The sequence below is a fragment of the Microbacterium sp. AC215 genome, assembly GCF_979258645.1.
In genome coordinates, this window is record NZ_OZ409869.1 from 778431 (window position 1) to 805005 (window position 26575).

Consider the following 26575-nt stretch of genomic DNA (forward strand, 5'->3'; position numbering starts at 1 on the left):
GTACCCGAGCGGCTCCGCTGCTCCGTGCCGTGTGACGCCGTCTGTCAGAGAGCGACGGTCACGAGATCGGACATGTTGAGGATGCTGTAGCCGATCAGGCTCAGCCAGAACACCGCCACGACGCCGAGACCCGCCAGCAGCACCAGAGCGAGCTCGCCCGCGCGTCGCCGTCGCCCGATCACGTACGCGAACACGAAGACGAGCGCCGGGAACACCACTCCGAAGAGAAGGGTCACCCAGCCGATGCCGGTGAGTCCGCTCTGGGCCATGGAGACGAGATGAGCGACGGCATTCCAGATCGCATAGGCGTAGAAGAGTCCTGCGACTCCGAGCACGAGTGCATTGAGCCACCGCGGGGAGGCGGAGGTCGCCGGAGAGGTCGACTGCTCGGTCATGATCCGATCACCCCCACCGTCACGAAAGGCCAGGGCACGAGCAGCACGACTCCGAGCAGCAGCAGTCCGACCCGGACCCACGTCGCCTTCGCACGGGTCAAGACCCACACCGCGAGGAACCAGAGCGCGGGCGCCGCGACCGCGAGCACGAACCACGGCACGTACATGGCATCGGCCACGATCAGATTGGCCAGCGGCTTCAGCCGCAGCCCTCCGACGACCCAGCCGATGCTGTACAGGAGGTACACGCCGCCGACGACCCCGAGGGTCAGCAGCATCGCGGTGCTCAGGTGTGCTGATTCCTGCTCGTCCGGCATCGTGACGGTGCCGTCGGTCTCGACGCGACCGACGGCCTCGCTGCCGCGGCCGACGGCGTTCCAGCCATCCGGCAGCGCCGCATCATCGGCGTGATCCCGCTGGGTGGACGCCTCGCTCTCAGAGCGCTTCGGAGTGCGCGCCTTCGGCGCGACGCCGTCGTCGCCGTCCCAGCTCAGGGCATCGTCGGAGTCGGAAGTCATGTCCCCAGCGTAGGACACGTCGTCCACTATGCTCGGGGGCATCTGGGCCACCGCGGCCCTCTCCGGAAGGGAAGCCAGTGGCCGAGCAGAACGACAGGGTCGACCAGAGCACACCGGGCGGAGCCGACGAGCCCGCCGCGGGATGGAAGCCGACAGCCGCGGCGAAGTCGCGGGCGACGACCTTCCGCTGGATCGCCGCGGTCCTGTGGGGTCTCGCCATCGCGGCCGAGGCGGTGTCGATCTTCTGGCTGCTCCGCCAGCGCGAGTACGTCGGCGAGGACGGCACGCTCGTGCGCGACCCCGACACGGGCCTCCTGGAGGAGCAGGGCGTCACGGCGCAGTTCCCGCAGTGGGCGTTCGTCACGCTTCTCGTCCTGCTCGTGGTCATCGCCGCGCTCGCGATCACCGGCTCGGTGCTCTGGAAGAAGGCCAACAGGCTCGACCCCGCGCGCCGATCCGAGACCGTGCGCTTCTTCGTGCAGAACCAGCTCGGCGCGATCATCGCGATCGTGGCCTTCCTCCCCCTGGTGATCCTGATCTTCCTCAACAAGGACATGAGCAAGGGGCAGAAGACGACGGCCGGCATCGTCGGCGTGGTCCTCGCCCTGCTCGCCACAGTGATCGGTGTCGACTTCAACCCGCCGTCCGTCGAGAAGTACACGGCCGACCAGTCGGCGGTCATCCTGATGCTCGGAAAGGACGAGGTCGTGTGGGTCGACGGCGGTGCGGTCTACCACGTGTGCGATGAGGTCTCCGACATCCAGACCGGCAGCGAGAAGCGCACCGGCACCACGGCTGAGGCCGTGGAGGCCGGCAAGAGCCGCCTCACGCTGAAGTTCGCCTCCGAGCTGCGCACCTGCGGTCTCGCCGTGCCCGAGAACGCCGACGAGATCGAGGACGCGTTGCGCGAGATCCAGGGCGGAGCGGTCGACACTCTTCTGCCCGCGCCGGTATGGGCCGACCCCGCCGACGCCCCGATCGAGGTCGAGGAGGCTCCGGCGGAGTGACCCGCAGAACCGCGAGAAGGGGCCCGGTGCGATCCGCACCGGGCCCCTTCCCTTCGACCGTCTCAGATCAGCGCGCAGCGCTGCCGTCGACGTAGTCTTCGTCCTGCTGCTTCCATGCGAAGAGCGAGCGCAGCTCCTTGCCGGTGGCCTCGATCGGGTGCGTCTCCTCCTTGGCGCGCAGTGCCAGGAACTCCTCCGCGCCGTTGTCCTGGTCGTCGATGAAGCGCTTCGCGAAGTTGCCGTTCTGGATGTCCGCGAGGATCGCCTTCATCGACTCCTTGACCTCGGGGGTCACGACGCGGGGACCCGAGACGTAGTCGCCGTACTCAGCAGTGTCGGAGACCGACCAACGCTGCTTCGCGATGCCGCCCTCCCACATGAGGTCGACGATGAGCTTCAGCTCGTGCAGCACCTCGAAGTACGCGATCTGCGGCTGGTATCCCGCTTCGGTGAGCGTCTCGAAGCCGGCCTGCACGAGGTGGCTGACGCCACCGCACAGCACGGCCTGCTCGCCGAACAGGTCGGTCTCGGTCTCTTCGGTGAAGGTCGTCTTGATGACGCCGGCACGGGTGCCGCCGATGGCCTTCGCGTACGAGAGCGCCGTGGCCCACGCGTTGCCCGATGCGTCTCGCTCGACGGCGATGATGTCGGGGATTCCACGGCCGGCGACGAACTCGCGACGGACCGTGTGACCCGGAGCCTTCGGGGCGACGAGGATCACGTCGACGCCCTCAGGAGCATCGATGTAGCCGAAGCGGATGTTGAAGCCGTGCGCGAAGGCGAGCGTCTTGCCCTCGGTGAGGTTCGGTGCGATCGACTCGCTGTAGATCGTGCGCTGGTGCTGGTCAGGCGCGAGGATCATGATGAGGTCGGCCCACTGCGTCGCGTCGGCGACGGTCTTGACCGCGAATCCGGCCTCTTCCGCCTTCGGCGCCGACTTCGACCCCTCCTTGAGGGCGATGGCGACCTCGACACCCGAGTCGCGAAGGTTCTGCGCGTGCGCGTGACCCTGCGAGCCGTAGCCGACGATCGCGACCTTCTTGCCCTGGATGATCGACAGATCGGCGTCTGCGTCGTAGAAGATCTCGGTGCTCACTGGTTTCTCTCCTTGATTGATGTTCGTGTACGTGTGTGAAATCTGGTCAGCCGCGCAGGACGCGCTCGGTGATGCTCTTGCCGCCGCGGCCGATGGCGAGGAGGCCCGACTGCGCGATCTCCTTGATTCCGAAAGGCTCGAGGGCGCGGAGCATGGCATCGACCTTGCCCCGGTCACCGGTGACCTCGATCACCAGCGCGTCGGAGGCGTAGTCCACCACAGACGCGCGGAACAGGTTCGCCACCTCGATGACGTTCGACCTGGTCGCGTTGTCGGTGCGCACCTTGACGAGCATGTGCTCGCGCTGCACCGAGGTCGGGAAGTCGAGCTCGACGATCTTGATGACGTTGATCAGCTTGTTGAGCTGCTTGGTCACCTGCTCGAGAGGAAGATCCTCGAGATCGACGACGACCGTGATGCGCGAGATGCCAGGCACCTCGGTCACGCCCACCGCGAGAGAGTCGATGTTGAAGCCACGGCGTGCGAACAGTCCCGCGACTCGGGTCAGCAGGCCGGGGGTGTTCTCCACGAGGAGGCTCAGCACGTGAGTCGACATGGTCAGTCCTCCTCGTCGAATGCGGGCGCGTGCTCGCGGGCGTACTGGACGTAGCTGTTGCTCACGCCCTGGGGAACCATCGGCCACACCATCGAATCGGCGCTGACGACGAAGTCGATGACGACGGGACGGTCGTTCGTCTCGAGGGCGAGCTTGATCGCGGCATCCACCTCCTCCTCCTTCTCCACGCGGATCGCGAGGCAGCCATATGCCTCCGCGAGCTTCACGAAGTCGGGGATGCGGACGGTGCCGTGACCGGTGTTGAGGTCGGTGTTCGAGTGGCGGCCGTCGTAGAACAGCGTCTGCCACTGGCGCACCATGCCCAGCGACGAGTTGTTGATGATCGCGACCTTGATCGGGATGTTGTTGATCGTGCAGGTGGCGAGCTCCTGATTGGTCATCTGGAAGCAGCCGTCACCGTCGATCGCCCACACCACACGGTCGGGCTCGGCGACCTTCGCGCCCATCGCAGCGGGAACCGAGTAGCCCATGGTTCCTGCGCCCCCGGAGTTCAGCCAGGCGTTGGGGCGCTCGTACTTGATGAACTGCGCAGCCCACATCTGGTGCTGTCCCACGCCCGCGGCGTAGATGCCCTCCGGCCCGGTCAGCTCACCGATCCGCTGGATCACGTACTGCGGCGCGAGGAGGCCGTCGGTCGTCGGCGCGTACCCGAGCGGGAACTCGTTGCGCAGCCCGTCGAGGTACGACCACCACTCCTCGGTGTCAGGGGTCGTGGTGGTGATCGCGGTGCGGAACGCCGACTCGAGATCGACCAGCACGTCGCGGACGTCGCCCACGATCGGCACGTCTGCGGTGCGGATCTTAGAGATCTCGGCCGGATCGATGTCGACGTGCACGACCTTGGCGTTCGGCGCGAAGAGCGCGGCCTTGCCGGTCACGCGGTCGTCGAACCGCGCCCCGAGGGACACGATCAGGTCGGCCTCCTGCAGCGCCAGCACCGCCGGAACGGTGCCGTGCATGCCCGGCATGCCGAGGTGCTGCTGGTGGGAGTCGGGGAAGGCGCCGCGAGCCATGAGTGTGGTCACGACGGGCGCATTCGTGGTCTCGGCGAGGGCGAGCAGCTCGGCAGACGCGCGACCGCGGATCACACCGCCGCCGACGTACAGCACCGGCTTCTTGGCCTCGGCCAGAAGGGCCGCCGCCGCCTGGATCTGCTTGCCGTGCGCTTTGGTCACGGGGCGGTATCCGGGCAGGTCGTACTTGGGAGGCCAGACGAACGGCGCCATCGCCTGCTGGGCGTCCTTCGTGATGTCGACGAGCACCGGTCCCGGTCGGCCGGTCGAGGCGATCTCATAGGCCGCCGCGATGGCGCCCGGGATCTCCGACGCATCCTTCACGAGGAACGAGTGCTTCGTGACCGGCATCGTGATGCCGACGATGTCGGCCTCCTGGAACGCGTCAGTGCCCATCAGCGTCGAGAACACCTGCCCGGTGATCGCGAGCAGCGGCACCGAGTCCATGTAGGCGTCGGCGATCGCGGTCACGAGGTTGGTCGCACCGGGACCTGACGTCGCGATGCAGACGCCGACCTTGCCCGAGGACGACGCGTAGCCTTCGGCGGCGTGTCCCGCTCCCTGTTCGTGCCGCACGAGGATGTGCCGCAGCTCGGCGGCGTCCATCAGCGGGTCGTAGACCGGGAGGATCGCTCCTCCGGGAAGACCGAAGACGTCCTTGACGCCGAGAAGCTCGAGCGTGCGGACCACGGCCTCGGCTCCGGAGATCTCCGGTGCGGCGGACTTGGGTGCGGGCGGCCTCGGCACAGCCGAGACGGTGTCAGCAGTCATGACACTCCTTCTGATGGTCTGTTGGCGACGTCGGAGGCTGGGATGCCGGAGCCGACGCGGATCAGCCGGTCGTCGCGCCCTCGGCGGCGGACCGCACGAGACGCGAGTACTTGGCAAGAACGCCACGGGTATAGCGCGGGGGTAGCGGCTCCCAGCCAGAGCGGCGGGAGGCGAGCTCCGCCTCGTCGACGAGTAGGTCGAGAGAGCGAGCTGCGATATCGACCCGTATCAGATCACCATCGCGCACGAAGGCGATAGGACCTGCGTCCACCGCTTCGGGTGCTATGTGGCCGATGCACAGGCCGGTTGTGCCGCCTGAGAATCGTCCGTCAGTCAAGAGTAGTACATCTTTTCCGAGCCCCGCGCCCTTGATGGCCGCGGTGATGGCGAGCATCTCGCGCATACCGGGTCCGCCCTTCGGACCCTCGTAGCGGATGACGATGACGGTGCCCGCCTCGATCTCGCCGTTGGCCACGGCGTCCATGGCCGCGCGCTCGCGCTCGAACACCCGGGCGGAGCCCTCGAAGACGGCCGCGTCGAAGCCTGCGGTCTTCACGACGGCACCCTCGGGCGCGAGCGACCCGTGCAGGATCGTCAGGCCGCCGGTCGCGTGGATCGGGTTGTCGAAGGTGTGGATGACCTCGCCGTCGATCGGCTGCGGGTCGAGGTCCGCGAGGTTCTCGGCGAGCGTCTTGCCCGTCACGGTGAGCGCGTCACCGTGCAGCAGGCCCTCGTCGAGCATCGCCTTCATGATCACGGGGATGCCGCCATGGCGGTCGACGTCGTTCATGACGTACTTGCCGAACGGCTTCATGTCCGCGACGTGCGGCACCTTGTCGCCGATGCGGTTGAAGTCGTGCAGGCTCAGCTCGACCTCGGCCTCGCGCGCGATCGCGAGCAGGTGCAGCACGACGTTGGTCGAACCGCCCAGGGCCATCGCGAGGGCGATCGCGTTCTCGAACGCCTCCTTGGTGAGGATGTCGCGGGTCGTGATGCCCTGGCGGAGCAGGTTGACGACGGCCTCGCCGGAACGGTGCGCGAAGTAGTCACGACGACGATCCGCGGCGGGCGGAGCGGCGGACCCGGGAAGGCTCAGGCCCAGGGCCTCGGCGACCGACGCCATCGTGTTCGCCGTGTACATGCCACCGCAGGCGCCCTCACCCGGTGCGATCGCGCATTCGATGCGCTTGAGGTCCTCTTCGCTCATGAGTCCCGCGCGGCAGGCGCCGACGGCCTCGAACGAGTCGATGATCGTGACGTCCTTCTCGGTGCCGTCCGAGAGCTTGACCCAGCCCGGTGCGATGGAGCCGGCGTAGAGGAACACGCTCGACAGGTCGAGCCGGGCGCTGGCCATCAGCATTCCGGGGATCGACTTGTCGCAACCGGCGAGCAGCACCGATCCGTCGAGTCGCTCGGCCATCATCACGGTCTCGACCGAGTCGGCGATGACCTCGCGCGACACGAGCGAGAAGTGCATGCCCTCGTGGCCCATCGAGATGCCGTCCGAGACCGAGATCGTCCCGAACTGCAGCGGGTACCCGCCGCCGGAGTGCACGCCCTCCTTGGCACCCTGCGCGAGCCGGTCGAGGCTCAGGTTGCAGGGTGTGATCTCGTTCCAGCTGGAGGCGATGCCGATCTGGGGCTTGTCCCAGTCGGCGTCGCCCATGCCGACGGCACGGAGCATGCCTCGGGAGGTCGTCGCCTCGATGCCGTCGGTGACGACGCGGCTGCGGGGCTTGATGTCGATGGGCGCGCTGGTGGAGGGATCATGCGAGGACATGACGGAAGTCTATTCCCGCCGGGAGGTGCGCTCGTCCGCGAGCGCCTCCAGAAGCAGGGCGATCTGTTGTGGGTTCTCCACACGAAGCTCGGCGGCGCTCTCCCCCGGTCCCACGCGGACGCCGAGATCGTCGCCGCTGAGCACGCGCATGGCGTCCTCGTCCGTGACGTCATCGCCGGCGAAAAGGATAGCGGTGGCGTCGAAATGCTCGCGCAGCGCGGTCATCGCGGCATCCTTGCCCTCGTTCCGCGACGAGAACTCGAGCACACGGTGCCCCGAGCGGCGTCGCCAGTGCGGGAAGCGCTCCGCGACGAGTGCATCGATCTCGGCGAACACCGCCTTCTCGACCTCCGGTGTGGCCGTGCGGGTGTGCACACCCATTCCGAAGGTCTTGGGCTCGAGCTCCGCTCCCTCGTATCGATCGATGATCGGCCGCGCGGCCTCCCACAGCTCCTCTCGCGACCCCTCCGCGGTGTCGCCGTCGGCCTCGTTGGCGCCGACTCCGGGATACCAGTACTGCGCACCGTGCGATCCGGCCAGCGCGATCAGCGAGTCATCCGTGTGCTCGGTGATCACCCGCAGATCGTGCATGCTGCGCCCGGAGACGTAGGCGACGACCGTGTCGGGGAGCCCCGCGAGACGGGCGACCTGCACCGCGACCTCGGGCAGAGCCCTGGCGGCCATCGGATCGGGGACGAGCGGAGATGCCGTGCCGTCGAAGTCCAGCGCGACGATCAGTCTGGGTGTAGCGGCGATGGCGCTCAGCGCCGGGTCTGCGGCTCCGGGGGTCCAGCTACGGGTCACAGTGTCTCCAATCGAGGCGGTGTCCTCCCAGTATGACCCGGCGGAACGGTGCGACCCGGCCGATCAGCGTCCGCGGACGTCCGCGAGTGCGCGCAGGAACGACGACGACCACGCGTTCACGTCGTTCTCCAGCACGCGACGTCGCAGCGACCGCATCCGCTTGCCCTGCTCAGCGGGCGTCATGGTGACCGCGGTCATGATCGCGTCCTTCAACCCGGCGATGTCGTGCGGGTTGACGCGCACCGCCTGCCGCAGCTCGTCGGCGGCGCCCGTGAACTCGCTCAGCACGAGCACCCCGCGATTGTCGGCCCGCGTCGCGACGTACTCCTTCGCGACGAGGTTCATGCCGTCGCGCAGCGCGGTCACGAGCATGACGTCGGCGGCGAGGTACAGTGCGACCATCTCCTCGCGCGGGTAGCCCTGGTGCAGATAGCGGATGGCGGTGTGCCCCATGGTGTCGTGATCGCCGTTGATGCGCCCGACCGCGAGTTCGATCTCATCGCGAAGATGCACGTACGCGTCGACACGCTCTCGGCTCGGACTCGCGACCTGCACGAAGGTGACGTCGTCGACGCTCAGCTTGCCGTCTTCGAGGAGCTCGCCGTACGCCTTGATGCGATGCCGGATGCCCTTGGTGTAGTCGAGGCGGTCCACGCCCAGGAGGATCTTCTTCGGGTTGCCGAGGCTCGCTCTGATCTCGGCCGCGCGCGCTCGGACATCGGGGTGTGCCGCGAGCTCGAGGTACGGAGCGGTGTCGATCGAGATCGGGAAGGCCCGAGCGACGGCGGTGCGCGTGCCGCCCCCCTCGGTCGGGATGGTGACCGCCGACCCCTTCACCTCGTGACGCAGACGACGGCGCACCGCGGTCAGGAAGTAGGTGGCGTCCTGTGCGCGCTGGAAGCCGATGACATCAGCGCCGAGCAGGCCTTTGAGCACCTGATCACGCCACGGGAGCTGGGCATAGAGCCCGTGCGCGGGGAACGGGATGTGGTGGAAGTAGCCGATCGTGACATCGGGCCTCAGTTCGCGGATCATCTGCGGCACCAGCTGCAGCTGGTAGTCGTGCACCCAGACGGTGCCGTCCTGTGCGACGACGTCGGCGGCTGCCTCCGCGAAACGGCGGTTGACCTTGACGTACGCCTCCCACCATTCGCGGTGGTACTGCGGCGGCGCGATGACGTCGTGGTACAGCGGCCAGATCGTGTCGTTCGCGAAGCCCTCGTAGTAGTCGGCGACCTCCTCGGCGCTGAGCGGCACCGGGATCAGGTCGATGCCGTTGATCTCGAATCGATCCAGCTCGACATCCGGCTGGCCGGCCCACCCGACCCAGGCTCCGCGCGCACTGCGCATCATCGGCTCGAGTGCGGCGACCAGACCGCCCGGGGAGGTCCGCCACTCCTCGTCTCCGTCAGGACCCACGACCCGGTCGACGGGAAGTCGGTTGGCGACGACGACGAAATCTGCGACTGACATGGGTGAGTGCTCCTGACGATGCAGTGGGGGTGCTCCTCAGGCTACAGAAGCTCAGACCGAGGCTACGCGAGGTCGGGGGCCGCTCAGCCACCAGTTGACAAGCCCGGCGACGAAGGCTATCGCCGCAGAGATGATCGGCAGCACGAGAGCGCTGGTCGTTCCCGCGCTCTCGGCGAGCTCTCCCGCCACGGCCGCGCCGAGGGACTGGCCGACGACGATCCCCGAGCCGAGCATCGTCATCACGGTCGCCGAGCGCCCCAGAGGGCTGCGCGCAGCCCCGAAGCTGTACTGCGTGACGAGGGTCGGGCCGATGCCGATCCCCATGATCCCGAGAGCGATCATCATCGTCGCCGGCGAGTCGACGAGGAGCAGCAGCAGGCTTCCGCCGAGCAGGATGCCGGCGAACAGCAGCCAGCGCGCGCGGAGCGAGAACCGCACCGGGAGCCACGCGACGCCGAGCGCGAGAATCGCCGACCCGACGCCCATCACGCCGTAGAGGAGCCCTGCCTGTTCTGCGGCGCCGCGGTCCGCCATGAAGGAGGTGAGCGATGTGAGCATCGTGCCGAAGAACATGCCGACGCCGAGGATGCCGACTACCACGATCAGCAGACGCGGGCTGAAGAGCTCGGTCACGGCCGACGGCGCCCGCCCGTCCTCGCGTCGGTGCACCGAGACGACACGCGCGCTCGGATGCAGGGCGAACGCGCCCACGAACACGACCGTGAGCACCGCCGCACCGATGAGCGGGGCCCACGGCGCGATGGCGGAGGCGAGGATGCCGACGATGAACGGGCCGAACACGAACACGGTCTCATCGGCGGCGGACTCATACGCCATGGTCCCCGAGACGGTGCGCGTGCGCGCCGCCTCAGGCATCCGATCGGCGATCATCGTCACGAGTCTGGATCGAGACATCGGAGCGACCTGCGGAGCGGTGGCGCCGATGCCGAACGCGGATATCAGCACCAGCGCGTCCGCTCCCCCCGTGTAGACGACGACGGTGAAGAGCACCAGCATCGCCCCGTTGGCGATCGCCAGGATCAGCAGCACCATGCGCTGTCCGAACCGATCGGCGGCGGCGCCGAGCAGAGGTCCGAAGCATGCTGTGCCGAGTCCGACGGCCGCGGAGGTGAGTCCGCCGAGCGAGAGCGAACCGCGCGCCGAGACGACGACCGTGAGCACTCCGACGACCATCATCGCGAACGGAAGCCGGGCGATGAACGCGATGATGAAATACGGGAGCCCCGCGATGCGGAGCAGTCCTCGCTCCTCAGCCGCGGGGATCGGGGCAGGGTGCTCGGGAATGGGAGTTGCGTGTGTCATGGGCTCTCGCGCGTCCACGGACGCGGGGTCGGGTGCCGCCGCTGTCCGCCGGGAAGCCGGCGGCCGGTAGATACACGGATTGCGGCCGCGGACCAGCCGCGACCCTTCCATGGTAGCGCGGTCGGCGGGACGACGCCTGGGTTCCCGGGCCGCCTCATCGACGGACGGCTCTGACAGATTCCCCGCCGAGTTGTCAAGGCGGGGCGCGACGCAGCCGTCGACAGGTAGCGTGAAGTCATGAACTACCTCTCGGGCACCGGAATCGTCGGCGCGATCATGACGGGCGTCACTCTGCTCCGCGGATCCCGCGACACCAAGATCACCTGGCGCTCCGCCCTCGCGTGGGTGAGCTGGGGAATCACGCTCGCGCTGTCGATCGGCGCTGTCATCGACACCCGCCGCGCGAAGCAGGGTCGCCCCGTGTCGCCCGATTCGCCGGTCTATGCCAAGCAGCAGAAGGAGCGCGAGAAGGAAGCCAAGAAGCAGCGCTCCGAGGGCGTCAAGCCGATCAAGCGCTGAGTCTCAGCGGGTGAGGATCAGCGCCTCGCCCTGACCGCCTCCTCCGCACAGCCCCACAGCCGCGACGCCGCTTCCTCTGCGAGCGAGTTCGTGTGCCATGTGGACGACCAGACGTGTGCCTGACGCGCCGATCGGATGACCGATCGCGATGCCGCCGCCGTGGACGTTCACGATGTCGCTGGAGAGCCCGAGCTCGAGCTGCGATCGGGCGACGACCGCTCCGAAGGCCTCGTTGATCTCGACGACATCGAGGTCTGCGGCCGTGATGCCCTGCTTCTCGCACGCGAGTTCGATGGCCCGCGCGGGCTGCGCCTGCAGCGAGTTGTCCGGCCCTGCGGTCTGCCCGCTGGCGCCGACGGTGACGAGCACCGGCCAGCCTCTGGTCGCCGCCGTGGCGCGGGTCGTCACGACGACCGCCGACGCTCCGTCGGAGATCTGAGACGAATTGCCGGCCGTGATCGAGCCGCCCGCGGCGAACGCCGCCCGAAGGCCCGCGAGAGACTCGACGGTCGTGTCGGGCCTGATGCCCTCATCGGCGGTGACGAGCGTCGGCTCCCCCCGCCGCTGGGGAACGGCGACGGACACGATCTCATCGTCGAAGACGCCGGCGGCCTGAGCCGCCGAAGCACGCTGATGCGACAGCGCCGCCACCTGATCCTGAGCCCCGCGCGTCAGCTCGTAGCGGGCGTTGTGGCGCTCGGTGGACGCGCCCATGCTCTCTTTGTCGTACGCGTCGGTGAGGCCGTCGTGGGCCATGTGATCGAGCACCTCCACGCTGCCGTACGTCCATCCGTCCCGCGACCCCATGAGCAGGTGCGGAGCCCTGGTCATGGATTCCATGCCCGCCGCGACGACGACCGCCGCGTCTCCCGTCCGGATCATCCGAGCCGCGTCGATGATCGCCGTGAGACCTGAGAGGCACACCTTGTTCACGGAATGGGCGGGAACGTCCCAGCCGATACCGGCTCCGATCGCCGCCTGTCTCGCTGCGTTCTGTCCCGAGCCGGCCGCGAGGACCTGGCCGACGATCACGGCGTCCACGTCCGAGGGATCGATGGACCCCTGTTCCAGGGCACCTCGGATCGCGAATGCGCCGAGCTCCGGCGCGCTGAAGCTCGCCAGCTGTCCCTTGAGGCGGCCCTGGGGAGTGCGTGCCGCGGCGACGATCACGACGTCCGCGTCGCTCGAGTGGTCTGGGGCGTTCATCTCCGCCTCTCCGTTCTGTGCGTTCATCGGTCGTGCAGTTCTTCGGGGACCGTGAGTGTCGGCTCCGTCGCCGCCACGACCTGCTCCACCGTCACGCCCGGTGCGAGCTCGACGAGCGAGAGACCGTCCGGCGTCATGTCGATCACCGCCAGGTCGGTGATGATGCGATCGACGACCCCGCGGCCTGTGAGTGGAAGCGAGCAGTCGTGCACGATCTTCGCCGATCCGTCCTTCGCGGTGTGCTCCATCAGCACGATGACGCGCGCGGCACCATGCACGAGATCCATCGCGCCGCCGGGTCCCTTCACCATCTTGCCCGGGATCATCCAGTTCGCGAGGTCTCCGGTGGCGGACACCTGCATGGCGCCGAGGATCGCCGCGTCGATCTTGCCGCCTCTGATCATGCCGAAACTCGTCGCGGAGTCGAAGTACGCGGCACCGGCCAGCACCGTGACGGTCTCTTTGCCGGCGTTGATCAGGTCCGGATCCACCGCGCCCTCGTGCGGGTACGGTCCGACGCCGAGGATGCCGTTCTCGGATTGCAGCACGACGGTCACGCCGTCGGGCACGTGGTTCGGCACGAGCGTGGGCAGCCCGATGCCGAGGTTGACATAGGAGCCGTCCCGCAGCTCTGCGGCAGCGCGAGCGGCCATCTCATCGCGTGTGAGCGCCATGTCAGACTCCTTCCGGCGTGACGGTTCGACGTTCGATGCGCTTCGGGATGTCGGTGCCGACCTCGACGACGCGGTGCACGAAGACACCCGGCAGATGGACGCGGTCCGGATCCAGCTCCCCCGGTTCGACGAGCTGCTCCACCTGCGCGATGCAGATTCGTCCGGCCATCCCCGCGAGGGGGTTGAAGTTGCGCGCCGCCTTGTTGAAGATCAGATTCCCGTGCCTGTCCCCCGCCAGCGCATGCACCAGCGCGAAATCGGTGGTGATCGCCTCTTCGAGCACATACTCACGCGGCCCTGCCGCGGTGTCGAAGGTACGAACATCCTTCGCCGGAGACGCCACCGCGATGCTGCCGTCGGGGTTGTAGCGTCGCGGGAGCCCACCCTCGGCGACCTGTGTGCCGACGCCGGTCTGGGTGAAGAATGCGGCGATCCCAGACCCTCCCGCCCTGAGCTTCTCGGCGAGGGTTCCCTGCGGTGTCAGCTCGAGCTCGAGTTCGCCGGAGAGGAACTGCCGTTCGAACTCCTTGTTCTCCCCGACGTAGGACGAGGTCATCTTGCGGATCCGGCGAGCGGCGAGCAGGATGCCGAGCCCCCAGTCGTCCACTCCGCAGTTATTGCTGACGATGCTGAGCCCGCTCGTGCCCCGAGCGAGCAGTGCGTCGATGAGCGCAGTCGGATTCCCGGAGAGCCCGAATCCTCCGACGGCGAGAGACGCACCGTCCTCGATGTCTGCGACCGCTTCTTCGGCGCTCGCCCACTGTTTGTCGATCACGCATGCTCCTTCGAATGACGCTCGTTCCTTCAGCATCCGCTCTCCGGCATCCTCGAGGGAAGAACACTCTTGCGATGTGGACACATCAACGAATAGCGTCCACATTATGGAACCCTCCGCCTCGATTCCCGGAACGCAGGCGATCGCGCGCGCCGCGAAGCTCTTGAGGCTCGTGACCTCCAGCGGCCACGACGGTGCGTCGCTCCAGGAGCTGTCCGCGTCCGCCGGGTTGTCCCGCTCGACCGCGCATCGCCTGCTCTCCGCACTTCGCGCCGAGGGTCTGGTCGACCGCGACGAGTCCTCCACTCGCTGGATGCCCGGGCCGGAGCTCTATCTCATGGGATCCGTCGCCGCAGCCCGTTACGACGTGACTGCCCTGGGGCGTGACATCGTCCGCTCGCTCGCGGTCAAGACCGAGGAGAGCGCCTTCCTCTCGGTGCGCCGTGCCGATGAGACGGTGTGCCTCGTCCGCGAGGAGGGCTCCTTCCCGATCCGGTCATTCGTGCTGAGCGAGGGCGTGCGGTTTCCGCTCGGCGTGGCAAGCGCCGGGCTCGCCATCCTGGCATTCCTCCCTGACCACGATGTGGACGCCTATCTGGAGCGTCATCCGGAGCTCGAGGCCAACTGGGGCAGATCTCACGGCGCCGCACCTCTGCGAACACGGCTGGCCGAGACGAAGGAGAGAGGCTATGCGGTGAATCCGGGGCTGATCGTGGAGGGCAGCTGGGGTCTCGGCGCGGCGGTCTTCGATCGCTCGGGTCGACCGGAATGGGCCTTGAGCCTGACCGGCGTGGGATTCCGCTTCGGCCCTGATCGGATCGGCGAGCTGGGCAGGACGCTCCTCGCCCATGCGCACCAGCTCTCGGCTCGGATCGCGGGGGCTCGGCGCTGACCCCGACTTATACATACCAGTGGGTATATACTTTCTGGTATGAATCGTCAAGATGTCATCCCCTCGCTCGTGCTCTCCGGGTATGCGCTCGGCCGGATCGCCGCACAGGACGCCGGCAATGATGCGCCTGCCGCGCAGTGGCGGGTGCTGAGTCTGCTCGAGCAGTCCGGGCCCAAGCGGGTCGGAGAGCTCGCGGCAGCCGCACGCACGACCCAGCCCGGGATGACCCGGCTCATCGGGAATCTCGAGCGCGAGGGATTGGTCCTTCGCTCCCCCGTCGCCGAGGACTCTCGCGCGACAGCCGTCGCCATCACCGCGGCCGGGTCCCACGCGCTGCAGTCATGGCGCGAAGAGTTCCGTGACACGCTCGCCCCTCGCTTCGCCGACCTCGACGGCGACGAATGGAGCATCCTGACGCGCGCCGCCGAGATCCTCGCGGCGCACACCACCACCGACTCGACAGGAGCAGCAGCGTGAACACCCCCGCCACCTCAGTGCGGAAGCAACCAGCCCAGGTCTGGGCCGTCGCCTTCGCGTGCGTCGTCGCATTCATGGGCATCGGACTCGTGGATCCCATCCTCCCCGCGATCGCGGAATCCCTGCAGGCGACCCCGTTCGAGACGGAGCTCCTGTTCACGAGCTATCTCGCGGTCACCGGTCTCGCGATGCTCGTGACCAGCTGGATCTCGAGCCGCATCGGCGCCAAGAAGACGCTTCTGATCGGGCTGGCGCTCATCGTGGTGTTCGCCCTGCTCTGCGCGCTCAGCGGCAGCGTCGACGCGGTCATCGGCTTCCGCGCAGGATGGGGTCTGGGCAACGCGCTGTTCATCTCCACCGCTCTCGCGACGATCGTGGGCGCGGCATCGGGGGGCAGCTCAGCTGCGATCATCCTCTACGAGGCAGCCCTCGGGCTCGGTATCGCCATCGGCCCGCTTCTGGGCGGCCTGCTGGGCGAGCAGAGCTGGCGTGCACCGTTCTTCGGAGTGGTGGTGCTCATGGCGATCGCGTTCCTCGCCGTGCTCGTGCTTCTGCGCGGACCCGAGGACAAGCGCGCGCCCATCCCGTTCTCGGCACCCTTCAGGGCCCTGGGTCGTCCTGCACTCGCGATTCTCGCGATCGCGGCCTTCTTCTACAACATCGGCTTCTTCATCCTGCTCGCGTTCTCGCCGTTCCCTCTGGGCTTCGGGGCCATGGGGATCGGCTTCACGTTCTTCGGCTGGGGCCTCGCCCTCGCCGTCACGAGCGTCTGGGTGGCTCCCCTGCTCATGCGCCGGATGTCCCGCACGAGCGTGATCCTCACCGTCCTGCCGCTTCTCGCCGTGGATCTGATCATCGCCGGCCTGCTGGTCGAATCCGCCACTGCGCTGGTCGTGTGCATCGTCATCGGCGGACTGCTGCTGGGTGTGATGAACACCGTGCTCACCGAAGCGGTGATGGAGGCCACGGACCTGCCCCGCTCGGTCGCATCGTCGGCGTACTCGTCTGTGAGGTTCCTCGGCGGAGCCATCGCGCCGCCCCTCGCAGCGGCCCTCTGGCACGCGCTCAACGCGACGATCCCGTATCTGGTCGCCGCTCTCGCCGTGCTCATCGCAGCGGCGACGATCTTCTGCGGCAGGAAGATCCTCGCGCACATCGACGACGAGCCCGACGACGCCGCGATCGAGGACGCGCAGGCCATCCTGCTCGGCGACGCCGGGTGACACGCCAGCCTGCTGCGTTCGATGCCGTGGGGCGATGAGCGAGCTCTCAGAGCGCAGCAGACCCACCGGCGGCGCTGTCATCGCGATCGCCTGATCGACCTACTTGACGGTGACCGTGATCTCCGCGGTCTTCTGGTCGTCGAGGTCCTCGGGAACGGCGCCGCGGAATCGGTACTCGAACTGGATCACGGTGGTTCCCTCACCCACGGGCGCGAAGCGGTAGGTGAGCGCGCTCGGCGCTCCGGTCTCACCCTCCTCGCCCAGGTACCGCGACCGCTCGTCGCCCGGTCCCAGAACCGCCGGATCGGGCTCCCGCGTCAGCACCCACTCCTCACCGACGGTGGGATTGATGTCACCGAAGTCGACCACGAGCGCCTCATCCGGGGCCAGCGTCACCGAAGAGGCCGTGTAGGCGATGCTCGTCTCGAGCCCAGCCGAGCATGCGGTGAGCGGAAGACTGCAGACGGCCACGATCGCTCCGACTGCGAATCTCTTCACCCGTGCGCGCATCGCCACCCCTTAGCGTTTGCATCAAACTAGCGCACGGAAAGCGCTGTTGGCGGCATCACCGCGACGCAGAAAAGCCCCGATGACTGGCGAGAGTCATCGAGGCTGATCCGTGCACCCCCTCGGACTTGAACCGAGAACCCACTGATTAAGAGTCAGTTGCTCTGCCGATTGAGCTAGAGGTGCGTGGCGCGGTATTCCCCGGCCGAGGAATTACATTACCAGCCGATCGCCGCGGTGCGAAATCGAGTCGGGTCCCACGTGTCCGCCGCGCGTGTCGCCCCGTGTCGCGAGCCCTCGGGTCCCCGGGCGGGGCGGTTATCCTGGAGATGTGACCGCCTCCCCCCGCGTCGACGACTTCTCTCGCGACCTCGCACTCGCCCTTCGACTCGCCGACGCCGCAGATGGGCAGTCGCTCCCCCGGTTCGACAGCTCCGACCTGGAGATCTCGACCAAAGCGGACAATTCGCATGTCACCGATGCGGACCTCGCCACCGAACGGGCGATCCGCGCCATCCTGTCGATCGAACGGCCCGACGACGGCATCTTCGGCGAGGAGTTCGGCGCTGAGGGCAGCACCCATCGGCAGTGGATCATCGATCCCATCGACGGCACCGCGAACTTCCTCCGCGGAGTGCCGCTGTGGGGCACGATGATCGCCCTCGCGGTCGACGGCGTACCGCAGGTCGGAGTGGTCAGCATGCCCGCGATCGGACGCCGCTGGTGGGCGGCGTCAGGGTCAGGGGCATGGACGGCGACGGATGCCGAACCGCGCCGCGTCTCGGCATCCTCCGTGTCGTCTCTCGATGACGCGAGCGTGAGCTTCCAGAGCATCACCCAGTGGGCTGAGTCCGGTCACCTCGACCAACTGCTGAAGCTGGCCGACCGGGTATGGCGCGACCGCGCCTACGGAGACATCTACGCCTACATGCTCCTGGCCGAGGGGCGGATCGACATGGTCGCGGAATTCGGCGTCAAGGAGTACGACGTCGCGGCCGCAGTCCCGATCGTGCGCGAGGCGGGCGGTCGGATGACCGGTTTCGACGGCGCAGAGACGATCTCCGACCTCTCGGCGCTCGCCACCAACGGCATCCTCCACGACGCGTTCCTCGCACTTCTGCACGACTGACCCCGATGAAGGCACGCGCGATGAACCGCTTCACCTCCGCCGCACTCGGTGCGCTCCTGCTCACCGTCGCGCTCGTCTCCTGCGCAGCGACGCCCGAGGGAGCGCCGTCGCCCACCCCCGACTCGCCGAAGCCCTCCCCCACGGCGACTGCGGAGCCGGCAGCCACTCCCACACCCTCCGCGGCGGTGGAGCCAGCCTGCGACACGATCGTCTCGACCGGAACCGTGCAGGCACTCACCGATCAGGGCTGGACCTTCGAGGAGAAGGAGTTCGTGGTGGGTGGCGTGACGCTCGCCGACGGGCTCCTCTGCTTCTGGGCCGACTACAGCGTCGCCTCAGATCACGGTCAGCTCTACGGGTGGTCGACGATCAGCGCTGAAGACGCCACTGCCGCACAGACCTCCCTCCTCGGAGAGGGCTGGACCCGCGAGGACGGCCCCGACGGCATCTACATCACCGAGAACCCGCAGTTCGCGATGGGCACCGACGAAGACGGCTACGGCATGACGTATCTGTTCGGCGACGGCTGGGTGAAGTTCGCGGACACGCGCCAAGGCCTCATCCTGATCGAGTGGGCCGGCTGACGCTCACTCGACCGGAGAATCGATCACCTCGTCGACGAGGAGGATGCCGCCTGTCGAGTTCACCGACTGCATCAGATCGTCGATCCACCGCGGGTTCAGCTGAGGCTGCTCCGGCTCGTCGAAGGTGAAGCGCAGCGGGATGGACGGATGGATCCAGATGGTGGATCGCCCGCCGGGCTCTCCCTCGGGATGACGCCATGACAGGGTGAAGCTCTCCTGACGGCGGAGCTTGGTCGCGATGACGATCTTCAGATGCGCGAGTGCTCGATCCTCGATGTGGATCGGAACGTCCGACGCGCCATAGAACAGCGTTGCCATGCGAACCAGAATACTGGCACAGGTGGCTCGGAACGCGCATCTGACGTGGCAGGGAGGAGCTCATCCTGCGCGGTGTATCGTCGCACGCATGGACTCCCCGCTCGCTGACATCGCAGTGGAGCTGTACACGGGGTCACCTGCAGAGTTCGTGAGCGCACGCAACGCGCGCGCCGCCGAGGCCGACGACGCGGGCCTCGCCGCGCAGATTCGCGATCTGAAGAAGCCGTCGGTCGCCGCCTGGGTGGTCAACGTCTTCGCACACGAGCGCGCCGCGCAACTCGGAGAAGCGCTTCAACTCGCCGAAGAGCTCCGCGAAGCTCAGGCGGACCTGGATGCTCGCGCGCTCGCGCAGCTCGGTCGCAACCGCCGCGCCCTCACGAGCCGACTCGCGGCAGATGCCGCTGCGCTCGCTGAAGCGCGCGGACAGCGCGTCACGGCTTCGACGAGAGAGGCGGTTCAGCAGACCATCAGCGCGGCCTTCTTCGATCCGACTGCGGCCGCCGCCGTCGCCTCGGCGAGGCTCGTGCGCGAGCTGGAACCGGCCGGCACGTTCGCCGACATCGCCGACACCCTCGTGGGTGGAGGCGCACCCGCACCGCCCGCGATCTCGCCCACACCCGTCGACGAGGTGCGGTCACGCAGAGAGCGACGGGACGCGGAACGGGCCGTCAGAGAAGCCCAGAAGGCTCACGACACGGCGGCACGCGAAGCGGCGACGGCCGACCGAGCACTCCGCGATGCTGCGGTGAAGATCGAAGCCCTCACACGCCGTGAGCGTGAACTCGAAGCTGACCTGGCGAACGTCCGACATGAAGCGAAGCGCGCGCGAGAAGACGCCGAGGAGGCGGAGGCCGAACAGGAATCGCTCGCGCAGCGAGTGCGGGAGTCGGAAGAGCATCTCCGCACCGCAGAGGACGCTCTCGACCGGCTCACCACCGGCTGACCACCGACGCGGGAGGACGTGTCAGCGGACGCACGCGCCGTCGAACGACCTCGACAGCGTACCGGTATTCTGTGTGTATCCTGAGCGCGAGGCTCCACGGCGGAGCCGATTTCACAGGGAGTGGCATGCGCAATCGGTTCCTGAGTGCCATCCTCGTCGCGACCGCGGTCGTCGCAGGCTCGCTCACTCCGTCAGCGGCGGTGGCAGCGCCTCCGCCAGCGGCGGAAAGGGTACCCGTCGGCACGCTCCTCGATCAGCTGCGTGTCGAGGCTCCGTCCACCGTGAAGTACGACCGCGACCTCTTCTTCGAAGGCGCGGATCTCGACGGGGACGGATGCCGCACCCGTCAGGAGGTGCTGCTCGAGGAGTCCGACATTCCGACGACCGTCACCGGCGCGTGCACCGTCACTGGAGGTCAGTGGTTCTCCTACTACGACAACGTCACGCACATCGACCCCGCCGCGATCGAGATGGATCACCTTGTCGCGCTCAAGGAAGCGTGGGCGTCCGGCGCGTGGGCCTGGACCGACGCGCAACGACAGAGCTACTCCAACGACCTCGACGACCAGCGCACCCTGACCATGGTCACCGCCGCCGTGAACACCGCGAAGGCCGACAAAGATCCTGCATCCTGGTTGCCTCCATACCGGCCGATGCGGTGCAACTATGTGTCCGAGTGGGTCGCGGTGAAGTGGCGGTGGAACCTGTCCGTCGACCCCGTCGAGAAGAGCGCCATCCAGACACTCCTCCAAGAATGCGGTCCCCAGTGGGACGCCTGGATGCCGGCGACGCCCACCGTCGGACGGCCCTCCGCGCCGCCGATGCCAGACCCCGTCGGCGTGTACCGGTTCTGGAGCCCCGTCTACCAGGGGCACTTCTTCACCACTGACCCGACGGAGCGCGATCAGATCATCGCCCGTTGGCCGAACGTCTGGACCTACGAGGGGCAGCGGTACACCGCGTTCACGACCCAGGTCGCCGGAACCATCCCGCTCTACAGGTTCTGGAGCAGCACGTACTCGGGACATTTCTACACCGCAGACCCCGCCGAGCGCGCGGCTGTCATCGCCAAGTGGCCGAACATCTGGAAAGACGAAGGGATCGCGTACTACGTCTACCCGGCCGACTCCACGCAGGCCGGCACCGTTCCCGTCGCGCGGTTCTGGTCGAACTCCGCGGCTCATCACTTCTACACCGCGGACGCGGCCGAACGAGATGCAGTCCTCGCCAAGTGGTGGCGGGTGTGGATCTACGAAGGCGACAACTTCCGAGTACCGTCCTCAGGCATCCCCGTCCCTCAACCGCCTCAGCAACCTCAACCGCCTCAGCAACCGGGGAACCCCGGGGACACGCGGAATTGCACGGACTTCGCGAACTACGCTGCAGCGAAGGAATGGTTCGACCGGTTCTACCCCTACTACGGCGACGTCGCAAAACTCGACTTCGACAACGACGGCATCCCCTGCGAGACCCTGCCTGGCGCGCCGTAGGCCGAGTCTGAGCCGCGCCGATTCCCGATCACGCATCCAAAGGCCCGCCTCCCTAGTGATCATCACCAGGGAGGCGGGCCTTCTTGCTTGTGACAGCGACGTGGTGGAGCTGGGGGGAATCGAACCCCCGTCCAACGCTGAGTCTCCACGCCTTCTCCGGGCGCAGTCTGTGAAGACGTTCTGCTCGGCTCCGACCTTTGTCACAGACACCTAAGTCGACGAGCCCAGCCTGGGAAGAGTCCCACGTGACGTCCAGACGCCATCACGCAGCAAGATTCCTAAATGACGCCAGGATCCGTATCGGAATCACATACGGCCTGACGGACTATCGGGCTCGCTTATGCAGCGAGGGCGAAGTCGTTGCGCTTGGTTTCGGCAACTATTTTTTTGCAGAGAGCGTTTACGAGATAACTCTGCATCCTCGGCCCGCTTCTCGTGGATTCACAGGCGCTGTCGAAACCGATCAGCCCCGTGGTCCTTCTCTCGAAGGAGCCGCTGTCACTCTGTGTACTTATCATCCCGGGAACCGGAGTCCCCGAGCCTCACAGACTACAACGTTCGCGAGGCCTTCGCCATTCCATGCCCTGGCGTAGAGTCACGACATGAGCGAAGTCACCGTCACCGTCCGCGGCGATCACGAGGCGCGAGTTGCGCCCGAGCGCGCCACCATCCACGTCAGTGTCCGCGCAGACGGCGCCGACCGCGCAGGAGTGGTCGATAGCGTGATGCATCTCACCGAGCCGGTGCGCGAGAGCATCACCGCGCGGCTGGACACGGGTATCGTCGTCGACTGGTCCAGCAAGCGGTTGTCCGTGCGCGCCGAGCGCCCGTGGAACTCGGAGGGCACGCAGCTCGCGCCCGTTCACTACGCCGGCGTGGATCTGACTGCGACGTTCGCCAAAGCCTCGGCGCTCTCGCTCTGGGTGTCCGAGGTCTCGGCATGGGACGGTGTCGAGGTCGGCTGGGTCGACTGGCACCTCACCGCCGAGACGAGGTCGCGGGTCGAACGGGAGGTCGCCGCGCAGGCCGTCGGAGCGGCCGTGACGCGCGCGCAGGCATACGCCACAGCGCTCGGACTCGGTTCCGTCGTTCCCGTCGAGATCGCCGATGTCGGGCTGATCGCCCCCGCACCCGTTCAGCCGCTCGCGGGCATGCCCAAGATGCGCGGGGCGATGATGCAGGAGTCCCAGGACGTGGGCGGGCCGTCAATGGACTACGAACCCGACGAGATCGTCATCTCCGCAACGGTCGAGGCGCGATTCGTCGCGCGCTGAACCGCGCCCCGCACCGCAAAGCGGTCAGGCGTCGATCGCGAACGGCGCCAGATCGGCGGCGAGTCGCTCCGATACACGCGCGTGCACGACTGTGCCCTGCTCGCTGTGGTCCACCGCCAGCAGCATCCCGGTCTCGTGGATCGCCGCGACCAGATCACCCCTGTCATAGGGAACGACCGCGTGCACCTCCACGGCCGGCTTCGGAAGCGCCTCTTCGATCGCCGCTCGAAGCTCTTCGATGCCCTCGCCCGACCGGGATGAGACGAAATGCGCCGTGGGCTCGAGGCCTCGCAGCACGAGACGCTCGTCGTCGTCGATCAGATCGGCCTTATTGAACACCACGAGCTCGGGCATATCACGCACACCGACGTCGCCCATGACGTCCCGCACGGTCTGCAGTTGACCGGCGGGGTCGGGGTGAGATCCGTCAACGACGTGCAGCACGACGTCGGCGTCGCCGACCTCTTCCAACGTGGATCGGAAAGCCTCGACGAGCTGGTGCGGAAGGTTGCGCACGAAGCCGACGGTGTCCGTCAGCGTGTACACACGCCCGTCCGACGTCTCCGAGCGGCGGACCGTCGCGTCCAGCGTCGCGAACAGTGCGTTCTCCACGAGCACCCCTGCGCTCGTGAGAGCGTTGAGAAGGCTCGACTTGCCGGCGTTGGTGTATCCGGCGATGGCCACGGAAGGAATCGTGTTGCGCTTGCGCTCGGCGCGCTTGGCCTCTCGCGCCGGGCCGAAGTCACGGATCTGCCGACGAAGGAGCGCCATCTTGGTGCGGATGCGGCGACGGTCGAGCTCGATCTTCGTCTCACCGGGGCCACGGGAGCCCATTCCGGCACCACCGGCACCGACCTGGCCACCCGCCTGACGGCTCATCGAGTCACCCCAGCCGCGCAGGCGCGGCAGGAGGTACTCGAGCTGCGCGAGTTCGACCTGGGCTTTGCCCTCACGGCTCTTGGCGTGCTGGCTGAAGATGTCGAGGATGACGGTGGTGCGGTCGATGACCTTGACCTTGACCACGTCCTCGAGAGCTCGTCGCTGGCTGGGGGCGAGTTCCGTGTCGGCGATCACGGTGTCCGCGCCCGTGGCCGCCACGATGTCCTTCAGCTCCTGCGCCTTGCCGCGCCCGATGTAGGTCGCGGCGTCCGGGTGCGGCCGCCTCTGCAGAACGCCATCGAGGACAACGGCTCCTGCGGTCTCCGCGAGGGCTGCGAGTTCGCGGAGCGAGTTCTCCGCGTCTTCCTGAGCGCCCTGCGGATACACGCCGACCAGCACCACGTTCTCGAGCCGGAGCTGGCGGTACTCGACCTCCGTGACGTCTTCGAGTTCTGTGGAGAGACCGCCGACGCGCCGCAGCGCATGACGATCCTCGAGGTCCCACTGGTCGCCGTCCGAGAACGCGTGTGACGCGGTGGACTGGTCCTGCAGCGCCTGAGCGGCGCCGAAGACTCGTGCCTCCGTCCGCTTCTCCGCATTCGCGAGAACGCGATCGACTGCTTCGTCACCTGTGGAGTGTGTGCTGGTCTCCGTCATCCGTCCCTTATCTCTGGGTTTTGTTGCGAGCCTTAACCTTAGCCCGCGCTGTCCGCTACGCTCACGGTATGGGGTCCGACCATTACTTCACCGCGGCCCCGGCAAGCCCCGAGAACCTGCGATCGATCCGTGTGACGCTCGCAGGCCGAGAGCTGGACGTCACCACTGCTGGCGGCGTCTTCAGCCCGGATCGGCTGGATGCCGGTACTGCCGTCCTTCTCGCAAACACGCCTCCGGTTCCGCCGGGAGGCCATCTTCTCGACCTCGGAAGCGGGTGGGGACCGGTCACGCTGTCGATGGCATTGGCCGCGCCCCATGCGACCGTATGGGCGGTCGATGTGAACGAGCGGGCTCTGGATCTCGTGCGTCGCAACGCCGCGGCTCATGGTCTCAAGAATGTCAACGCCTCACGGCCCGAGGATGTTCCCGCTGACGTGACTTTCCGCTCGATCCGCTCGAATCCTCCGATCCGCGTCGGCAAGAACGAGCTTCACGGCCTGCTCGAGAAGTGGATCCCCCGCCTCGACGAGCGCAGCGACGCGTGGCTCGTCGTGCAGCGCAACCTCGGCGCGGATTCGCTGCAACGGTGGATCGGCTCGACGTTCCATCCTGGTTTCAGCGTGCACCGCACCGCGACCTCCAAGGGCTATCGCATCCTCAAGGTGCGCAAGCACGGCACTCCGCCCACCGAGCCGATCGCTCTCGTCTGACGTCTCGCCGCAGCGACATCAGCGACCGAGAAGGTCGGGAAGGTCGCGCATGTCGGCGAACACGACGGCTCCTTCCTGTTCGAGCCACTCGGCTGGGGTGAGCCCGCCGGCGTAGCCGTATACCCGCATCCCGGCGGCTCGAGCGGCGCGGACGCCGAACCGGCTGTCCTCGACCACTGCGCAGTGTTCGGGGTCCACCCCGAGCCGATCTGCGGCGTGCAGAAAGAGATCCGGGGCGGGCTTACCGACGACCACGTCGTCCACGCTGAAGATCCGTCCCTCGAATCGCGGAAGGAGACCGGTCATCCCGAGCGTTCTCCGGATCTTCGCATGGGTACCGCTCGAAGCCACGCACGTGGCCGTCACGATCTCGTCGAGTGCGCGCTCGACGCCGTCCACCGCGATCAGCTCAGCGAAGGCAGCGACGTACCACGGCTGATAGGTCGCCTCCCAGTCGTCGGGAAGCGGGCTCCCGAGGAACGACTCGATCGCGGAGCGGAAGTAGGCGGCAGAACGTCCGACGAACCGGTGCACGATCTCGTCCGAGGACAGTTCCCACCCGAGATCGGCGAGTACCCGCCGGTCCACCTCGATCGAGAGCCGCTCGCTGTCGACGAGGACTCCGTCGCAGTCGAAGATGACCAGATCGATCGGACCGGTCGCGCCCATCAGATCAGGTCGACCTCGCCGCTGAACACGAGCTGCGCGGGGCCGGACAGCGCGACGTGCTCGCCGTCCTCCGCGGGGAACATGCGCACGCCGAGCGTGCCACCCGGCACCTCGACCCGCCAGTTGTCGGGCGCCTTCGCACCTGCCCAGTAGCGCACCGCCAGAGCTGTGGCCGCCACACCCGTGCCACAGCTGAGGGTCTCCCCCACACCGCGCTCGGAGACGCGCATCGAGACGTGCCCGATCCCGTCCCGCACAAGCGGCTCACCCGGGACGATGAACTCGACGTTCGCACCCGCGGGCGGGGTGGGTTCGAGCACCGGAGCACGGTGGAGTTCGAGTGAGGCGAGTTCCGCCTCGGATGCGAGGGCGACCACCACATGAGGATTCCCGACGTCGATGCCCAGCCCCGGGCGCGTGACGGGGAGCCCGTCCGCCGTGACAAGAGGGTCGTCGCCGGAGAGCTTCCACAGGCCGAGATCCACCTGATATCCCGTCTCACTGCGGGTCACGTCGCGCACGCCCGCTCGGGTTCCGATCGGGAGCGTCGAGCCGGGCTGGATCGTGGCGAGCCCGGAGCGCACGAGATAGTGCGCGAAGACGCGGATGCCGTTGCCGCACATCTCGGCGATCGATCCGTCGGCGTTGCGGTAGTCCATGAACCATTCAGCTGCCGGCTCCTCAGCGAGTGACGCCCGCCCGTCCACGATCGCTGCAGAGCGCACGACACGAAGGATGCCGTCGGCTCCGATGCCGCGGCGCCGGTCACAGAGCACTGCGACCTGTTCCGAGCTGAGTTCCAGTGAGCCGTCGGGGTCGGCGATGATCACGAAATCGTTGCCCGTGCCGTGCCCTTTGGTGAATGCGACCATTCGTCCAGTCTAGAGATCTC

At 67.5% G+C, this 26575-nt stretch carries 28 protein-coding genes, 1 tRNA gene and 1 other RNA gene; 11 read left to right on the plus strand and 19 right to left on the minus strand.

Going from position 1 to position 26575, the window contains the following annotated elements:
- Positions 1–44: 44 nt before the first annotated feature.
- Complete coding sequence (locus tag ACZZZF_RS04065) at positions 45–395, minus strand: hypothetical protein (RefSeq protein WP_056278633.1); 351 nt, start codon at positions 393–395, stop codon at positions 45–47.
- On the minus strand, positions 392–913 hold the full coding sequence (locus ACZZZF_RS04070) for a hypothetical protein (RefSeq protein WP_056279044.1): 522 nt from the start codon (positions 911–913) through the stop codon (positions 392–394). Before ACZZZF_RS04070 ends, ACZZZF_RS04065 begins: the two co-directional genes overlap by 4 nt.
- 77 nt (positions 914–990) lie before the next feature.
- On the opposite strand from ACZZZF_RS04070, the gene ACZZZF_RS04075 reads away from it, so the two are divergent.
- Complete coding sequence (locus ACZZZF_RS04075) at positions 991–1920, plus strand: hypothetical protein (RefSeq protein ID WP_285362953.1); 930 nt, start codon at positions 991–993, stop codon at positions 1918–1920.
- Between the two features lie 67 nt (positions 1921–1987).
- On the opposite strand, the gene ilvC is transcribed toward ACZZZF_RS04075, so the two are convergent.
- The 7 genes from ilvC to ACZZZF_RS04110 all read right to left on the minus strand — a co-directional run bounded on the left by ilvC (position 1988) and on the right by ACZZZF_RS04110 (position 10757).
- Entirely contained in the window at positions 1988–3175 is a 1188-nt protein-coding gene (gene ilvC, locus ACZZZF_RS04080; protein WP_268778156.1) for a ketol-acid reductoisomerase, read from the minus strand.
- Positions 3063–3572: an acetolactate synthase small subunit gene (gene ilvN, locus ACZZZF_RS04085; RefSeq protein WP_056278631.1), complete on the minus strand. Its 510-nt coding sequence runs from the start codon at positions 3570–3572 to the stop codon at positions 3063–3065. The genes ilvC and ilvN overlap by 113 nt, the downstream gene beginning before the upstream one ends.
- Positions 3573–3574: 2 nt before the next feature.
- Positions 3575–5377, minus strand: a complete 1803-nt coding sequence (locus ACZZZF_RS04090) for an acetolactate synthase large subunit (RefSeq protein ID WP_053095859.1) — start codon at positions 5375–5377, stop codon at positions 3575–3577.
- A 61-nt stretch (positions 5378–5438) separates the two neighbouring features.
- A complete protein-coding gene (gene ilvD / locus ACZZZF_RS04095) occupies positions 5439–7157 on the minus strand; it encodes a dihydroxy-acid dehydratase (protein WP_053095858.1) in 1719 nt (572 codons plus the stop codon).
- A 9-nt stretch (positions 7158–7166) separates the two neighbouring features.
- The gene (gene otsB, locus ACZZZF_RS04100; RefSeq protein WP_463497156.1) at positions 7167–7961 is read right to left on the minus strand and encodes a trehalose-phosphatase; all 795 of its coding nucleotides are present in this window, start codon (positions 7959–7961) and stop codon (positions 7167–7169) included.
- Positions 7962–8024: 63 nt separating this feature from the next.
- On the minus strand, positions 8025–9434 hold the full coding sequence (locus ACZZZF_RS04105) for an alpha,alpha-trehalose-phosphate synthase (UDP-forming) (RefSeq protein ID WP_463497159.1): 1410 nt from the start codon (positions 9432–9434) through the stop codon (positions 8025–8027).
- Between the two features lie 51 nt (positions 9435–9485).
- Positions 9486–10757: an MFS transporter gene (locus ACZZZF_RS04110; protein WP_463497161.1), complete on the minus strand. Its 1272-nt coding sequence runs from the start codon at positions 10755–10757 to the stop codon at positions 9486–9488.
- A 237-nt stretch (positions 10758–10994) separates the two neighbouring features.
- Here ACZZZF_RS04110 and ACZZZF_RS04115 point away from each other — a divergent pair, with 237 nt between their 5' ends.
- Positions 10995–11276, plus strand: coding sequence for a hypothetical protein (locus ACZZZF_RS04115; RefSeq protein WP_053095855.1), 282 nt, complete (start codon positions 10995–10997; stop codon positions 11274–11276).
- 3 nt (positions 11277–11279) lie between these two features.
- Here ACZZZF_RS04115 and ACZZZF_RS04120 read toward each other — a convergent pair whose 3' ends face one another.
- Genes ACZZZF_RS04120 through ACZZZF_RS04130 form a run of 3 tightly spaced genes read right to left on the minus strand, consistent with a single transcriptional unit; the run spans position 11280 to position 13931 of the window.
- Entirely contained in the window at positions 11280–12482 is a 1203-nt protein-coding gene (locus ACZZZF_RS04120; protein WP_463497163.1) for an acetyl-CoA C-acetyltransferase, read from the minus strand.
- Between the two features lie 23 nt (positions 12483–12505).
- The gene (locus ACZZZF_RS04125; protein WP_463497165.1) at positions 12506–13156 is read right to left on the minus strand and encodes a CoA transferase subunit B; all 651 of its coding nucleotides are present in this window, start codon (positions 13154–13156) and stop codon (positions 12506–12508) included.
- 1 nt (position 13157) lies between these two features.
- Positions 13158–13931: a CoA transferase subunit A gene (locus ACZZZF_RS04130; RefSeq protein ID WP_056279039.1), complete on the minus strand. Its 774-nt coding sequence runs from the start codon at positions 13929–13931 to the stop codon at positions 13158–13160.
- A gap of 106 nt (positions 13932–14037) precedes the next feature.
- Between ACZZZF_RS04130 and ACZZZF_RS04135 the strand changes: the two genes are divergently transcribed.
- From ACZZZF_RS04135 to ACZZZF_RS04145, 3 genes are read left to right on the plus strand one after another with little or no spacing between them, the layout of a single operon-like run.
- A complete protein-coding gene (locus tag ACZZZF_RS04135) occupies positions 14038–14823 on the plus strand; it encodes an IclR family transcriptional regulator (RefSeq protein WP_053095854.1) in 786 nt (261 codons plus the stop codon).
- A gap of 39 nt (positions 14824–14862) precedes the next feature.
- Entirely contained in the window at positions 14863–15300 is a 438-nt protein-coding gene (locus ACZZZF_RS04140) for a MarR family winged helix-turn-helix transcriptional regulator (RefSeq protein ID WP_056278629.1), read from the plus strand.
- Complete coding sequence (locus ACZZZF_RS04145; RefSeq protein WP_463497167.1) at positions 15297–16523, plus strand: MFS transporter; 1227 nt, start codon at positions 15297–15299, stop codon at positions 16521–16523. The genes ACZZZF_RS04140 and ACZZZF_RS04145 overlap by 4 nt, the downstream gene beginning before the upstream one ends.
- A gap of 99 nt (positions 16524–16622) precedes the next feature.
- On the opposite strand, the gene ACZZZF_RS04150 is transcribed toward ACZZZF_RS04145, so the two are convergent.
- Positions 16623–17033, minus strand: a complete 411-nt coding sequence (locus ACZZZF_RS04150; protein WP_072591162.1) for a protease inhibitor I42 family protein — start codon at positions 17031–17033, stop codon at positions 16623–16625.
- 110 nt (positions 17034–17143) lie between these two features.
- Positions 17144–17216 (minus strand) — tRNA-Lys (locus tag ACZZZF_RS04155).
- A gap of 145 nt (positions 17217–17361) precedes the next feature.
- Here ACZZZF_RS04155 and ACZZZF_RS04160 point away from each other — a divergent pair.
- Positions 17362–18159, plus strand: a complete 798-nt coding sequence (locus tag ACZZZF_RS04160) for an inositol monophosphatase family protein (protein ID WP_463497169.1) — start codon at positions 17362–17364, stop codon at positions 18157–18159.
- A 20-nt stretch (positions 18160–18179) separates the two neighbouring features.
- A complete protein-coding gene (locus tag ACZZZF_RS04165; protein ID WP_463497172.1) occupies positions 18180–18743 on the plus strand; it encodes a hypothetical protein in 564 nt (187 codons plus the stop codon).
- A 3-nt stretch (positions 18744–18746) separates the two neighbouring features.
- Here the strand turns inward: ACZZZF_RS04165 and ACZZZF_RS04170 are convergent, their stop codons facing one another.
- A complete protein-coding gene (locus tag ACZZZF_RS04170) occupies positions 18747–19061 on the minus strand; it encodes a DUF7882 family protein (RefSeq protein WP_285362958.1) in 315 nt (104 codons plus the stop codon).
- Between the two features lie 88 nt (positions 19062–19149).
- Here ACZZZF_RS04170 and ACZZZF_RS04175 point away from each other — a divergent pair, with 88 nt between their 5' ends.
- Both ACZZZF_RS04175 and ACZZZF_RS04180 read left to right on the plus strand, forming a co-directional pair.
- Positions 19150–20004 (plus strand): transposase, encoded by an 855-nt coding sequence (locus ACZZZF_RS04175; RefSeq protein WP_463497174.1) that lies wholly within the window; start codon positions 19150–19152, stop codon positions 20002–20004.
- Positions 20005–20129: 125 nt separating this feature from the next.
- On the plus strand, positions 20130–21494 hold the full coding sequence (locus tag ACZZZF_RS04180; RefSeq protein WP_463497176.1) for an excalibur calcium-binding domain-containing protein: 1365 nt from the start codon (positions 20130–20132) through the stop codon (positions 21492–21494).
- 101 nt (positions 21495–21595) lie between these two features.
- Here the strand turns inward: ACZZZF_RS04180 and ssrA are convergent.
- Positions 21596–21965, minus strand: a transfer-messenger RNA (tmRNA) gene (gene ssrA / locus ACZZZF_RS04185).
- Positions 21966–22096: 131 nt separating this feature from the next.
- Between ssrA and ACZZZF_RS04190 the strand changes: the two genes are divergently transcribed.
- Positions 22097–22768: an SIMPL domain-containing protein gene (locus ACZZZF_RS04190; RefSeq protein WP_463497178.1), complete on the plus strand. Its 672-nt coding sequence runs from the start codon at positions 22097–22099 to the stop codon at positions 22766–22768.
- 24 nt (positions 22769–22792) lie between these two features.
- Here the strand turns inward: ACZZZF_RS04190 and hflX are convergent, their stop codons facing one another.
- Positions 22793–24304, minus strand: a complete 1512-nt coding sequence (gene hflX, locus ACZZZF_RS04195; RefSeq protein ID WP_053095845.1) for a GTPase HflX — start codon at positions 24302–24304, stop codon at positions 22793–22795.
- A gap of 68 nt (positions 24305–24372) precedes the next feature.
- Here hflX and ACZZZF_RS04200 point away from each other — a divergent pair, with 68 nt between their 5' ends.
- Positions 24373–25014 (plus strand): class I SAM-dependent methyltransferase, encoded by a 642-nt coding sequence (locus ACZZZF_RS04200; protein ID WP_463497179.1) that lies wholly within the window; start codon positions 24373–24375, stop codon positions 25012–25014.
- A gap of 18 nt (positions 25015–25032) precedes the next feature.
- Here the strand turns inward: ACZZZF_RS04200 and ACZZZF_RS04205 are convergent, their stop codons facing one another.
- Both ACZZZF_RS04205 and dapF read right to left on the minus strand, forming a co-directional pair.
- On the minus strand, positions 25033–25683 hold the full coding sequence (locus tag ACZZZF_RS04205) for an HAD family hydrolase (protein ID WP_463497181.1): 651 nt from the start codon (positions 25681–25683) through the stop codon (positions 25033–25035).
- Complete coding sequence (gene dapF, locus ACZZZF_RS04210; protein WP_463497184.1) at positions 25683–26555, minus strand: diaminopimelate epimerase; 873 nt, start codon at positions 26553–26555, stop codon at positions 25683–25685. The genes ACZZZF_RS04205 and dapF overlap by 1 nt, the downstream gene beginning before the upstream one ends.
- Positions 26556–26575: the final 20 nt, after the last annotated feature.

Excerpts from the sequence above, each read along its gene's own strand:
- ACZZZF_RS04065 (WP_056278633.1), bottom strand. The coding sequence starts at position 395 with ATGACCGAGCAGTCGACCTCTCCGGCGACCTCCGCCTCCCCGCGGTGG.
- ACZZZF_RS04070 (WP_056279044.1), bottom strand. The coding sequence starts at position 913 with ATGACTTCCGACTCCGACGATGCCCTGAGCTGGGACGGCGACGACGGC.
- ilvC (WP_268778156.1), bottom strand. The coding sequence starts at position 3,175 with ATGCCATGCTCCGCGCCCTCGAGCCTTTCGGAATCAAGGAGATCGCGC.
- ilvN (WP_056278631.1), bottom strand. The coding sequence starts at position 3,572 with ATGTCGACTCACGTGCTGAGCCTCCTCGTGGAGAACACCCCCGGCCTG.
- ACZZZF_RS04090 (WP_053095859.1), bottom strand. The coding sequence starts at position 5,377 with ATGACTGCTGACACCGTCTCGGCTGTGCCGAGGCCGCCCGCACCCAAG.
- ilvD (WP_053095858.1), bottom strand. The coding sequence starts at position 7,157 with ATGTCCTCGCATGATCCCTCCACCAGCGCGCCCATCGACATCAAGCCC.
- ACZZZF_RS04105 (WP_463497159.1), bottom strand. The coding sequence starts at position 9,434 with ATGTCAGTCGCAGATTTCGTCGTCGTCGCCAACCGACTTCCCGTCGAC.
- ACZZZF_RS04110 (WP_463497161.1), bottom strand. The coding sequence starts at position 10,757 with ATGACACACGCAACTCCCATTCCCGAGCACCCTGCCCCGATCCCCGCG.
- ACZZZF_RS04115 (WP_053095855.1), top strand. The coding sequence starts at position 10,995 with ATGAACTACCTCTCGGGCACCGGAATCGTCGGCGCGATCATGACGGGC.
- ACZZZF_RS04120 (WP_463497163.1), bottom strand. The coding sequence starts at position 12,482 with ATGAACGCCCCAGACCACTCGAGCGACGCGGACGTCGTGATCGTCGCC.
- ACZZZF_RS04125 (WP_463497165.1), bottom strand. The coding sequence starts at position 13,156 with ATGGCGCTCACACGCGATGAGATGGCCGCTCGCGCTGCCGCAGAGCTG.
- ACZZZF_RS04135 (WP_053095854.1), top strand. The coding sequence starts at position 14,038 with ATGGAACCCTCCGCCTCGATTCCCGGAACGCAGGCGATCGCGCGCGCC.
- ACZZZF_RS04140 (WP_056278629.1), top strand. The coding sequence starts at position 14,863 with ATGAATCGTCAAGATGTCATCCCCTCGCTCGTGCTCTCCGGGTATGCG.
- ACZZZF_RS04150 (WP_072591162.1), bottom strand. The coding sequence starts at position 17,033 with ATGCGCGCACGGGTGAAGAGATTCGCAGTCGGAGCGATCGTGGCCGTC.
- ACZZZF_RS04165 (WP_463497172.1), top strand. The coding sequence starts at position 18,180 with ATGAACCGCTTCACCTCCGCCGCACTCGGTGCGCTCCTGCTCACCGTC.
- ACZZZF_RS04170 (WP_285362958.1), bottom strand. The coding sequence starts at position 19,061 with ATGGCAACGCTGTTCTATGGCGCGTCGGACGTTCCGATCCACATCGAG.
- ACZZZF_RS04175 (WP_463497174.1), top strand. The coding sequence starts at position 19,150 with ATGGACTCCCCGCTCGCTGACATCGCAGTGGAGCTGTACACGGGGTCA.
- ACZZZF_RS04180 (WP_463497176.1), top strand. The coding sequence starts at position 20,130 with ATGCGCAATCGGTTCCTGAGTGCCATCCTCGTCGCGACCGCGGTCGTC.
- ACZZZF_RS04190 (WP_463497178.1), top strand. The coding sequence starts at position 22,097 with ATGAGCGAAGTCACCGTCACCGTCCGCGGCGATCACGAGGCGCGAGTT.
- hflX (WP_053095845.1), bottom strand. The coding sequence starts at position 24,304 with ATGACGGAGACCAGCACACACTCCACAGGTGACGAAGCAGTCGATCGC.
- ACZZZF_RS04200 (WP_463497179.1), top strand. The coding sequence starts at position 24,373 with ATGGGGTCCGACCATTACTTCACCGCGGCCCCGGCAAGCCCCGAGAAC.
- ACZZZF_RS04205 (WP_463497181.1), bottom strand. The coding sequence starts at position 25,683 with ATGGGCGCGACCGGTCCGATCGATCTGGTCATCTTCGACTGCGACGGA.
- dapF (WP_463497184.1), bottom strand. The coding sequence starts at position 26,555 with ATGGTCGCATTCACCAAAGGGCACGGCACGGGCAACGATTTCGTGATC.